Origin of the sequence: Pseudoalteromonas sp. NEC-BIFX-2020_015 (assembly GCF_012952265.1) — a bacterium.
GTDB lineage: Bacteria > Pseudomonadota > Gammaproteobacteria > Enterobacterales > Alteromonadaceae > Pseudoalteromonas > Pseudoalteromonas neustonica.
Map to the genome: position 1 here is coordinate 57,020 of NZ_JABCJL010000028.1, position 12,492 is coordinate 69,511.

At 35.7% G+C, this 12,492-nt stretch carries 6 protein-coding genes; 4 read left to right on the plus strand and 2 right to left on the minus strand.

The features are described 5' to 3' along the window. Window positions 1–70 precede the first annotated feature (70 nt). A complete protein-coding gene (locus HH219_RS17810; RefSeq protein WP_054203904.1) occupies window positions 71–1,420 on the minus strand; it encodes a 3-deoxy-7-phosphoheptulonate synthase class II in 1,350 nt (449 codons plus the stop codon). Window positions 1,421–3,096: 1,676 nt separating this feature from the next. Here HH219_RS17810 and HH219_RS17820 point away from each other — a divergent pair. Beyond that, window positions 3,097–3,972 (plus strand): DNA replication terminus site-binding protein, encoded by an 876-nt coding sequence (locus tag HH219_RS17820; RefSeq protein WP_169328215.1) that lies wholly within the window; start codon window positions 3,097–3,099, stop codon window positions 3,970–3,972. A gap of 58 nt (window positions 3,973–4,030) precedes the next feature. On the opposite strand, the gene HH219_RS17825 is transcribed toward HH219_RS17820, so the two are convergent. Further along, window positions 4,031–5,245 (minus strand): hypothetical protein, encoded by a 1,215-nt coding sequence (locus tag HH219_RS17825; protein ID WP_054203906.1) that lies wholly within the window; start codon window positions 5,243–5,245, stop codon window positions 4,031–4,033. 774 nt (window positions 5,246–6,019) lie between these two features. On the opposite strand from HH219_RS17825, the gene HH219_RS17830 reads away from it, so the two are divergent. From HH219_RS17830 to HH219_RS17840, 3 genes are all read left to right on the plus strand, one after another. Beyond that, the gene (locus HH219_RS17830; protein WP_169328216.1) at window positions 6,020–7,258 is read left to right on the plus strand and encodes an AAA family ATPase; all 1,239 of its coding nucleotides are present in this window, start codon (window positions 6,020–6,022) and stop codon (window positions 7,256–7,258) included. 14 nt (window positions 7,259–7,272) lie between these two features. Then, the gene (locus tag HH219_RS17835; RefSeq protein ID WP_169328217.1) at window positions 7,273–8,235 is read left to right on the plus strand and encodes a transcriptional regulator; all 963 of its coding nucleotides are present in this window, start codon (window positions 7,273–7,275) and stop codon (window positions 8,233–8,235) included. A 416-nt stretch (window positions 8,236–8,651) separates the two neighbouring features. Further along, a complete protein-coding gene (locus HH219_RS17840; RefSeq protein WP_169328218.1) occupies window positions 8,652–11,801 on the plus strand; it encodes a DEAD/DEAH box helicase in 3,150 nt (1,049 codons plus the stop codon). The last annotated feature ends 691 nt before the right edge of the window (window positions 11,802–12,492 follow it).

Genomic DNA, 12,492 nt, shown 5'->3' on the forward strand with positions numbered 1-12,492 from the left:
TTAGATTGGTGAACTAAATAATATCGGCTTTTTTTAAAAAAGCCGCACTTGCGGCTTTTATTTTCTTAGCTTACTTACGTGCGTCTTTTAATAAGTCAGCAACTAAGAAACCAAGTTCTAATACTTGATCAGCATTTAAGCGTGGGTCACACTGTGTGCGATAACGCTGTGCAAGGTCATCATCAGACAATCCATAAGCGCCACCGGTACATTCAGTTACATGCTGGCCTGTCATCTCTAAATGAACACCCCCAGCGTATGAACCTTCCGCTTTGTGAACAGCAAAGAACTGACTAATTTCACGAAGTATATTATCAAAACTACGTGTTTTATAACCTGATGTGGCTTTTTCTGTATTGCCGTGCATTGGATCAGAGCTCCAAATTACTTTGCGGCCTTCTTGTTGAACGCGACGGACTAATGCAGGTAACTTTTCAGGCAGAACATCTGCACCCATACGTGTGATCAATGTTAAACGACCTGGTATGTTATCTGGGTTAAGTGCATCAATTAAACGGATTAGATCGTCTGGGTCCATTCCTGGACCAACTTTAACGCCTATTGGGTTTTTGATACCTTTAAAAAACTCAATGTGTGCATGATCTAATTGGCGTGTACGTTCACCAATCCAAACGAAGTGTGCTGAGCAATCATACCAGTCACCAGAGAGGTGATCTCGACGAGTAAGCGCTTCTTCATAACCTAGTAATAGTGCTTCATGAGACGTATATAAATCAGTCTCTTTTAAGCAAGGTGCGATTGTGGAATTTATGCCACATACTTCCATAAATTCAAGTGCATCTTGAATTTTATCAGCAAGTTGTTGGTATTTTTCTTTAAGCGGGTTCGCGGCTACAAAGCCCATGTTCCAGCGATTTACTTGATGTAAATCAGCAAGTCCGCCTTGGGCAAACGCGCGTAATAAATTAAGTGTTGCTGCACTGTGGTGATAAGCGGTCATTAAGCGTTGTGGGTCTGGGATTCGCGCTTCTTCGGTAAAATCAAAGTTATTTACTATATCACCACGGTAAGATGGTAATGAGACACCATCGATTGTTTCTAAATCTGCTGAACGTGGTTTTGCGTATTGGCCTGCCATACGGGCTATTTTAACTACAGGGCATTTTCCACCATAAGTTAACACTACAGCCATCTGTAAAATTGTTTTAAATGTGTCTCGAATATTTGCGGCATTAAAGTCACTAAATGATTCTGCACAATCACCACCTTGGAGCAAGAAGGCACGACCTTCACATACGTCTTCAAGTTGTTTAAACAAGCTACGAGTTTCTTCAGCGAATACTAATGGGGGTGCGCTTTTCAATTGTCCTTCGACAGTCTTTAGTGCTTCTTGATCTGGATACTGTGGTTGCTGAAGTATTGGGAGCTCTCTCCAGCTATTTGGGTTCCACGACTGCATATTATTTCCTCATTCCTACGTTTACCTGATAGGTGAAATTAACGTATGCAGTGGCGCTGTTCAAGGACTATATTCGCTAATTATCAATTATTTAGTTATGAGATAAATATTATTGATAATCAAAGGTGCTCAAAAGCACAATTACTGATACTAAGTTATTGTAAAAACCTATTAAGCTATTAATTAATATGAATAAATAGTTAATTAAAGAGATGGAATATATATGTACTTGAACATAATTAGTTAAACACCAACAAAAGAACACATCATACCTAAATTTAAGTGCATTGTAACCTTAACATTACAGTGTCTATTTAGTAATTTAGGGCTAACAGTGGATAGAATTAATAATGCGTGCTATGAAGAATTATTTTGGGTTTTAATATCTGGATTTTATTTCATCTAATAACTCGGTTATATCCCTTTAGTGATATCGAATTACCACGAATTAATATAAAACTGAATTGCTTTACCGGGGCTAGATGTGTATTACATTTTGGTATGACTGTGAAGCTGAAGAAAATAGCTATAAGTTTATAAGTTAAATACCCCCCTATTTCAATTGACCAGTTTAAAGAGCTGCCTAGCTCATTGGCCTTAGTTTTAAATAAACCACTGTGATAGTAGTTCATTCTGTAGGTGTTACCAGCAAGGCCCTGTAACTGTGTGCTAGGTAACTGGTCTTAAAGATATAATAAACTATCGCTAATAGAAGGTGAAAACATATCTACAGCAAAAGCACCTACTTATTTTGCCGTATCGAAATATACCCAGCCCTAAACTTAACCGCTCCAAGTTCGCTCAGCGCGCATATACAGGATAGCTAGAAAGCCTTTCCTATGTATGAAGCCCATTAATATGGTTATGCATTACCTTTTGTACACTTAAACCAGAATACCTTTATAAATACGATATATATGCTCTGCGTCATATTTTTAAATGATTAGCACTAAAGCAACTTTTTTTGTTATTAACATAGACTGCAAGCAACCGAGTTTAAAGGAGCCCTAACTGAGCCCAGTGTTTTTCTTTATTGTCTAATTTGGTTCGCTGAATTTGTACATTCGCTCTGATCGTATCTTTGTTTGCATTTCCTATCGTTTCAACAAAATAACTCTGAGTCCAAAGCTTGACAGCCCAAAAGTATCGCCTCTTTACATCTGGATAAAGTCGCAAAAGTTATCTCGCCGAAATACTCTTTACTATTTACTCGGTGACATTTTCGGTTCACTTCGAACCTCCATATGAATATGTTCTTCTGGTATTTCTAACTCAATTATATCATTGCCCAATCTTTTGAATAATTGCTTTTATCCCTGCTCTATAAGGCTATTAGAACACTTTATGTAGATACTTAGGTATTCACTAGATCCTAAAAACGAGATGCGTATTTCTTTGAAGTTCCATGTGTTTAATAGTACAGATTGGGACAAGCCTCCGTGTTTTTCGCTACGTTCTGTTACATCCCAATTGTTTCATGTACCTATGAAACAATGGGAGGGAAATAAATCAAGTGAAACAAAGAACACATCATACCTATAGTTTTTTAATAATGATAACTTAGCTCTGAGTATAGTTGGATATTTAGTTAACAAGAAAAAGGCTGTTTTTAATATTTCGAACCTGCTTCTCTATATGGTAAAATATTGATCTTAATCTTTGTATGATGTGTTCTTATGGTATCTAAAGTACAAATTAGAAGTCAGTTTGATTTACTAAATGATTTAACTAATCTTTTTATTGATGATTTAAAAGAATGTGGTTATTCAAAAGCCGATTTTTATCAATTACCTGACGTAGGCTGTAATGATGAAAAAATTGTACCTAACTCTATTAATGTTACTAAAATCACGGAGGATGCTGCACATAAATCAATTTTAAATTCGTTTGGTGATATATATAAAAAATCAGGTCTTAGTAGCCGAGTTTTAAAACGACACCCTGGCTTATTAGTAATTAAAAATGCGGATCAACAACACCTTGTTGCTCGAATTCAACAATTAAACAAAGCTAAAGCTGCATTTAAAGAGTGTATTTTAGCCATTGATAATAATGATGCGCGCTTTGAAGCTGTTCATAATGCTATTCCAAATTTAATCACGCTTGCGGCCTACCGTAAAATTCATTTTGAAGTGAACTCACCTTACTCAGTACGTTTTACTTGGATGCATAAACACGCAACAAAAACTTTAACAAAAAAAATGGCACTCGAAATGCTGGAAAAATCAGCCGGTTATTCTAACCCTCGAATGATAGACCAACAAAGTTGGCAATCACTTGTTGCTCAAGAAAAATTACGTGTAGCAAGCTTGGGAGATAAAGATAAACTCAGAATTAGACGACCAACCCGTGTAAGCCCTCAAGTTAATGTTAGATACACAGCTCAAGATCGTTATCATGTCAGTGCTGCCTTACCCTTTATTTTGATTAACCCTGAACCGGATGTAAAGCTGGGTATTTTATCTGATTATCTAAAACCAGATGGACACCCAAGAAAAAAAGAATATGATTTTCTTGTTGATAGGTTATATATGGAACAAATAGAAAGTTGATTATGTTAAAAAGGCCACTAAATAGCGGCCTTTTTAACAACTACACTAAACTAAGCGGTTAATCTTGGACTATCGCCTCAATAGTATCTTCATCAAGGTGAACTACATTTTCAACTACACGCTTACCGCCTTGAATTTCAATCCGCTTATTATGCTTATTCAAAGTAAGTATTTCATCACAAAATTGATCTGACGGGTGCATTTCATATGTATAATCAATAATATTTCCCGTTTTATCATCTTTTACATTCGTAATACTGTATTCTGAAATAGCGCCTTTCTCAATTAAGTCTTTCATCGTCGTTGTCATATCACGACGCAGCGCTTTCAACTTATTTTCAGTAATATTATCTGTGGAATAAATAGAGCCATATTTTTCCATGATCGATAGTAATCTAAAATGGTAAGTTTTTCCTGGTGCAGCATAACGCCAAAGGTGATACAAACGTAACATCATCCAACGAGACAGACCACGCTTCAGCTCTTGCGCGCTGTTGAAATAATAACCTTTATATTCAAGGTTATCGATCATGTTATGAACAAACGCATTCAGGCATGCAACACATTTTACATTGCCTCCCTGCCCTTTTTTACCACTAAAATGCAACGATGAAAGAAAGTTCATATTTGACTCATAAAAAGAGTCATCAATATCTGTATTTTTTGTATCCGTCGCAGAATATTTAAATGATAACTTAGATCCTTGCAGTGCTTCTAAAGCTTCTTTAATTTGTGGATAAGGCATAGATTGCCCAACAGCTTTAAGTTCTTGAGCCAACTCGTTCATCGAAAAAACAACGGCATATTGAATACCGGACTTAAAATTTATTTTAACGATTTTACCTTTTGAAGCCAAACGAATGAGTGCGCGCTCAACTTTTTCTTCACGATCAGATGGCCAAACTAAATATTCAATATCTTCACCATCTTTACGGCTACTGACAACAGCTGGTGTTATTTTTATTTCACCGTCATACAAAATACCATCTACTTTTTCTGATATTTTACGTGTAATGATCGTTTTTTTTGGTGCTTCTTCTAAAGGGAGCTTTTTATGACCAGAGCGAACAAAACGTCCCCATAAATCATAATGATTAAATGTGTTTGAGTATGCTCGTAATCCATGTGCAGCATTTTCGATTGAAACACGGACATCTTTATTATCGGTGAATAAAGCGAGACTCTCGTTATCGATTGCACTTTCCACCCCGTGGATCTGTCCCCGTAATGTATCGGGTAAGTTATCTACCGAGATGTTGACCTTTCGGCTCATTGTTCTTATTTCCAAATTTTGTTGCGACATCTAATAACAACACATTAAACTGTAAAAGTTAAATGTTTAAGTTAGTATAAAACTGATCCAAGTTTAAAATATATCATCAGATCACTTTTATACTAAGTCAAGGTTGTAATCATGATTTACAGATCACTTTTTTACTAACTAGGCAGTTACAAATCTAATTTTTACTAACTCAATAGCAAATTTGTCCATTTCATTTTAGTTTTTATTAAAAAACACACGACATATCGTCCATTTAGAAAGCATGCCTGTGGATAATACAACTATGAGTTGGAATAGATCTGATCTCTACCTAGTACAGATCAGATCTATACTAATCAAACCCACTCATTTAACCACTCGTTAGTGTATAACTTATTAATTAACTTAGTAAAATAATGATCTAAACACTGCTTATTGTGAACAACAATGTGTTTAACTTGTGTGTAACTCTATTGTTATATTTGTGCTTAGTAAAATAGTGATCCATCAGTAGTAAAAGATCTGATCTTAACCAAGTATAAACGTGATCTAACTTATTTACTATTGTTTATTAAAATCAATTAGTTAAGTGACTTTTTAAGACCCTTAACCTTTATTACCTTATATACTAACCACCTTTAACCTTCTTTATTTATACTAAGCAATATTAAAGTTTGAATATTAAGTTTTGAATGTCTTCTAAATAAAAGTAATGTCACCATAAATAGTTGTTTACAGTTAATTGAATGGACATTATACTTATCACCTAACTTTGAGGAATAAAGCATGTCAATTCATAGTAATGCGTTAGCAACATATGGTCTTTTAAAAGCAACTGCTGAAGTCGCAGAAAAGTCATTAGAAGGACGTATTCAACATTATCGCGCTCATCTAAAATCTGAAGAAAAAGAACTTAGAACATATACCCAAAAAGCAGCGGCAGATTTATTAGGGTGCAACAACCGAACCTTAAAAAGACGTCACGATAATGGCGACTTCGATAATTTAAATATTAAACGTGGTGCTAACGGTCATTATGCTTACACTCTGGTAAATATTTTCTCAATGGCTGATATCATGGATATTCAACCAGATCACCGCAATATTGATGATAAATTACAAGTTATTGTCATCAATTCACTCAAAGGTGGCTGTGGTAAAACAACTAGCATGGTAAATATTGCAGCAGCATTGGCAACTACAAATATTAAACGTTATCGTATTGGTATTATTGACTTAGACCCTCAAGGTTCTTCTTCTAGTTTTTTCCCACCGAGCGAACCAGAACCTATAACAGTCGGCGACTTAATGCGTAATTGCATTGAACTTGATGAAAATGAAACATGGGAACAACTTGTATCAAATTCATTTTTACCAACGCACATTCCAAATATTCGTATTTTACCTTCTGGTATGGACGACTTTTATTTTGAACATGAGACCGCAACGTTATTGAAAGATAGTTCAAGCTACGATAAAACACGTCATTATCATAAATTACTTGAGAAAGTGATTAACCCTGTAAAAGATCAGTTTGATATTATATTGATTGATACAGCACCTTCACTTAACTTTATGTTTTATAATGCTTTAATGGCATCTACAGCAATGTTAATACCTGTGCACCCTGAAGCCGTTGATTTTGATGCAAATAATAAATACCTAAAACGACTTGGTGAGATTTACCATACAGTGGCTTCTTTAGGCCATGAAGGTTGGGATTTCATGCAGTTTTTAGTGACGAATTACGTTAAAGGTAATCATTCTCAGCGTGACATAGTGAAAGATGTTCGTAGTGCGTTTGGGCGTCAAGTCATGAGCTATCCAATAAACCACAGCTCAGCAATTACAGCCAGTTCATCATCATTTAATACTATTTTTGATCAAAAAACATCAGATAGCCTTGCTAGTCGAGAATCATTGATCAGAGCACAAGAAAATATCAAAGATGTAGTTGATGAACTTGAAATGTTGATTCGTTCTAATTGGAAGTCAACGCAATCTCAACTTAATAAAGCTAAGTAAGGTAGTTAATAATAATGGCTAAAAAACGTAAAAATGACACCAGCTTAGATCCTTTTGCTACGTCTATCGGCAATAGCAGCCTTGATGAGCTACTTGAACAGGCCAATGCCGGTGATGTAATAAAAATGCCAGCTCCAAGCGATCCAAATCGTCAGATCACATTGGTGTGTAAAATAATCCCGCATAATGACATAGAACTCATGACTAAAGTGTATGGCAAAAACCGACGAGTACAATCACTTTTAAATGAAAAATCAGTAGCTGATATTCTTCCTGCAATCACTGAGGACGGGCGTAACCAACATCCAGCCCTATGCTGGGATAAAGGTGATGAAACACTTGTACTGGCAGGCTCACGTCGTCGTATGGCATGTATATTAGGAAATGCTGATTACATGGTACTTAGTTCAAGTGATTTTACAGATCTTGATGCCAAAATTTTAGCTGTTTCATCGGATCAATACATCGCACCAAGTTTATGGGAGCTTGGCCAAGCGTATCAACAAACAAAAGATGAATTAATTAATGATGGTAAAAAGGGCTCCTATCGTGAAATAGCGGCAATTGAAGGGGTTTCTCACACAGCCATTGCTGATGCCATTAAAGCTTACGAGAAGCTACCTGCTAGCGTTCTAGCGTTGTATCCAACGGCTAATCATGTTGGCCGAGAAGTCGCAAAAAAATTAATAGCTGCAAAAGAACGCAATGAAACAACATTTAATCAACAAGTTGAATTACTCGCTAATGATCAAAGTATCAATGAGATTATTGGTGACGATAAGCGCGCAATGGCGATTACCAAATCTTTAACTGCCGAGCCTGTAAACACCCATCGTCGTGAAGCTTTACTTGAAAGCGAATATGTTAGTGTTCAGCGTAATGTTAAAAGTGGTGATTTATCGATTAAGATTGATAATAAAGTGATGACTGACAGACGCTTAGAACAGTTAACAAAGCTTTTAAATGCTTTTAACTAGTTGATAAAATAATGATCTGAGATCACGCTTTTGTTAGTAAAATAGTGATCTCGACTACCTCTAAGTTAGTTAAATAACGATCCGAATTACACTAAATCAAGCTAAATACCTATTAAAGATCATTATTTTACTAACTTAATGGTGGGTTTTTCTCCCTTCTTTGCTTATCACCCATTGCTTAGTAAAAATCTGATCTGTAAACCCCCTCAATTGTTGTTAAGTTGTTTATAACCTGTGTCTTAGTTGTTTGTTAATTGTTTCATCGCCACCCCCGATGATTGTTTTTTATGCACAAAGCTATTTTTTACCAACTCACCAGCTCCGACAAGTATAATTTGTTGTTTTAATGCTTTAGCTCAGTACATATAAATCATATACTGGTAAAATTATTCTTTATTTTTAATGCTTCGAGCACTATGTCTGCTAATTTATCAAAGAATGACCTGTTAGCTATTTTTGAAGAAATAAAACAAGAACAAGCTACTCAATTTCCTCTATCTGAACGGTTTATAAAACAGTTGTTTAAACCTAATGTACTAAGTAGAGCAAAAGAATATTTAGCGAATGGTCAAATTAATTGCCTTGAATATAATAGCGATTTTTCTGTTATTGATGCGTCTATGCTCGGTAATGAAGGGAATACCTTTAATCAGCATATTGAGATCAAAAAATTACCAACTGGGTTTTCAGTTGAACGTCATTGTTCATGTAATGCAAAAACAAGTTGTCGTCATTTAGCTGCGGTTTTACTTAAACTTAAAATTGAGCATTCAGGTGAATACGGCCAAGATTACATAATAAATGATTGGTTTGATGAGCTTAAAACGTTAAAGCAAACAGAAGTTACGACAGTAAAAAATGTTTTGTTATTTGTACTTGATGTTGAAGATACTCGCGTTATTCTTACACCAAAGATTGCAGCCTATTCAAAAGAGCATAATTATACATTAGGCCGTAATTTAACTGAGCAACAGCTTAATAGCTTTGTTACACCTACAGACCTGCTTGAAAGTGATTTTCGATTATTCAGTTGGATACGTTCACAAAACGCCTTAGGTCATCTTGAGCTCAAAGGCCAATGGGGTTTTACTGCACTACAACAACTAATAGCAACGCAGCGTTTGTTTTTTGGACGCTCCCGTAGTTCAGTCAAAGCGGATAGCGCTAAAGAACTCAGCTTTAGTTGGACACATAAAAAAGATCTTACGCATTTAAATATTGATTTATGCGATAAATCACCTTGGCTGCTATTAAAAACAACCCCACCCACCTACATTGAAACAGAGTCATTAAAAATAGGTCGTTTACGTACACCTCTCAGTGGTGAAGAAGTTGCACATATTCAATCTATACCAGCAATTCATACCACCAATTTCGAACGTGTTTATAAGCAATTAGTAGCCAATTTTGGTGATGGTGTTATTCCCCATTATCAGCCTGTAGAAAAAAAGAAATTGAAACGCATTGCTGATGCATACGCGGTGATAGACGTAAGTAATGATAAAAAGCAGTTACAATTTAGTTTGCAATTTAATTATCAAGGTCAGCTTTATCAGCCTAATTCCGCGCCGATTAAATTACTTAATAAAGCGCTTGAGAATACAGTACTAAATGAATTAATTAACCTTGGATTTGAATCATGTAAAGGGGCTTTACAAAATACATTTATCTTTAGTAAACAGTCCATTACTCATAACCATTGGTTTAAGTTTGAAGTAATCCCAATGCTTCGCCAGCGAGGCTGGAAAATTAGCGATAAAAAATTAGTGATCAAAAAAAGCTTAACAACGCCTTGTCTCGATATTAAACGAGGAAAAGGACATCAAGTTGTTAGTAAAATATTGATCTCAAATTTAAAAGCTGCCCATGTTTTAGCAAACGATAACCCTGAGTATCAGTCATTAAACCGTCAAAGTGAACAATTTTATTATTACACTGAGGGTAAACAATTCGGGGTAATTGAGAAATCGGTCTTCAATTTATTAACTGAGTTTAAGCAGCGGTTTGAATTTATAAAAACACGAGATGAGTTACTTATACCCCTGTCGTTTTTACCTGAATTAATGGCTTTGGAGTGTATTAATGTTAATTTAGTTGACGATAGTTTAGAACGTTATTTAGCAGAGCTAACAATACAAAAAAAAGACGTTAAGTATAAATTGCAGGGCTTAAACTCGGGGGTTCAACTTCGCGAATATCAGCAACAAGGCGTTGATTGGTTACATTTTCTAAAACGCCATCAACTCGGTGGTATTCTTGCCGATGATATGGGCCTGGGTAAAACGCTCCAGGTCATTGCTTTTTTAGCCAATGCTAAACAAAACCCACAAGCTGGACCAACATTGATTGTTTGTCCAACAAGCTTAGTTAGTAATTGGCAAAACGAGATCACTAAGTTTGCCAGTGACATAAAAGTGACAACAATATTTGGTTCTGCACGAGTCGAACAATTATCACATTTAGCGCAAGCAGAGTGTATTTTAACAACCTACCCGCTACTAAAACGTGATATAGCCTATTATTCACCATTATATTTTGAAAACATTATACTTGATGAAGCGCAATATATTAAAAATGACAGCGCACAGGTATCGCGATTGGTTAAACGTTTAAATGCCGACTTTAAACTTTGCTTAAGTGGGACACCGATCGAAAATAATCTCTTTGAACTTAAATCGTTACTCGATTTTGCTATGCCATCATTACTGGGTTCGCAAAGCCATTTTAAACAACATTTTCAAACCCCGATCGAGCGTGATGGTGATAGTGAGCGTGCCCGCGAATTAAAGTCATTAATAATGCCATTTATTTTGCGCCGTACTAAAGCTGAAGTGGCACAAGAGCTACCTTTAAAGACTGAGTTGATAAAAGAATTTGAGTTTGAATCACAGCAAAAAGCAATTTATCAAGGGATCACTGAAGCACTTGAAGAAAAGATGATCGATTTATTTGCCGCGCAAGGTATGCAAAAAAGCAAGCTTGCATTTTTAGATGCGTTATTAAAGTTAAGGCAAATTTGTTGTCATCCGCAATTAATTGATGAGCATACTACTGCACGCAGCGCGAAGTTAGATTGGATCAGTAATCACCTACCTATGATGCTTAGCGAAGGACGTAAAGTGATTATCTTTAGCCAATTTACTAGCGCCTTAGACATTATTGCCACACAACTTAATGAACAATCAATTAGCTTTAGCTTACTTACAGGGCAAACACGGCACCGCGATAAAGTAATAGATGAATTTACCAGTGGTAACACCTCTGTATTTCTAATTAGTCTTAAAGCGGGTGGAACAGGTCTTAATTTAACTCAGGCTGATACAGTGATCCACTTTGATCCATGGTGGAACCCTGCCGTTGAAAAGCAAGCAACAGATCGCGCTTATAGGATCGGTCAAACAAACCCCGTTTTTGTTTATAAATTAATTATGGCGAATTCAATTGAGCAAAAAGTGTTTAAAATGCAACAAGAGAAGCAAGCCCTTGTTGATGCATTATTTACTGATAAATCAATGAGTTTTACTAAGTTAGATGAAGAACAAATGTTGTCTTTGATCAAAAATTAAAAAAAGATACTCAAAATAGAGGATCTTTTATTGAACTTAACCTGTAAAGCGGCGTCTACTATTGTGCTTGTTGATGAATTGCAGTTTATCCGAGCGACTTGTTGATTTCCCCCTATTAGTTACTAAATTTAGTAATGATTGAGCCAGCCCATTTTGAGCTGGCTTTTTTTATGGCTGTCGCTTTGAGACTAAATTAAATTTTAATTATTTTGAACTTAATCAGTAAGGCGGCGTCTACTATTGTGCTTGTTGTTAAATTGCAGTTTGCACAAGCATCATGTTGATTTCCCTATTTGGTTACTAAATTTAGTAATGATTGAGCCAGCCCATTTTGAGCTGGCTTTTTTTATGGCTGTCGCTTAGAGACTAAATTAAATTTTAATTATTTTTGAACTTAATCAGTAAGGCGGCGTCTACTATTGTGCTTGTTGATGAATTGCAGTTTATCCAAGCAACATGTTGATTTCCCTATTTGGTTACTAAATTTAGTAATGATTGAGCCAGCCCACTTTGAGCTGGCTTTTTTTATGCCCATAGCTTAGAGACTAAATTAAATTTTAATTATTTTGAACTTAATCAGTAAGGCGGCGTCTACTATTGTGCTTGTTGATGAATTGCAGTTTATCCAAGCAACATGTTGATTTCCCTATTTGGTTACTAAATTTAGTAATGATTGAGCCAGCCCACTTTG

Coding starts and splice junctions, on each gene's coding strand:
- HH219_RS17810 (WP_054203904.1), bottom strand. CDS start 1,420: ATGCAGTCGTGGAACCCAAATAGCTGGAGAGAGCTCCCAATACTTCAG.
- HH219_RS17820 (WP_169328215.1), top strand. CDS start 3,097: ATGGTATCTAAAGTACAAATTAGAAGTCAGTTTGATTTACTAAATGAT.
- HH219_RS17825 (WP_054203906.1), bottom strand. CDS start 5,245: ATGAGCCGAAAGGTCAACATCTCGGTAGATAACTTACCCGATACATTA.
- HH219_RS17830 (WP_169328216.1), top strand. CDS start 6,020: ATGTCAATTCATAGTAATGCGTTAGCAACATATGGTCTTTTAAAAGCA.
- HH219_RS17835 (WP_169328217.1), top strand. CDS start 7,273: ATGGCTAAAAAACGTAAAAATGACACCAGCTTAGATCCTTTTGCTACG.
- HH219_RS17840 (WP_169328218.1), top strand. CDS start 8,652: ATGTCTGCTAATTTATCAAAGAATGACCTGTTAGCTATTTTTGAAGAA.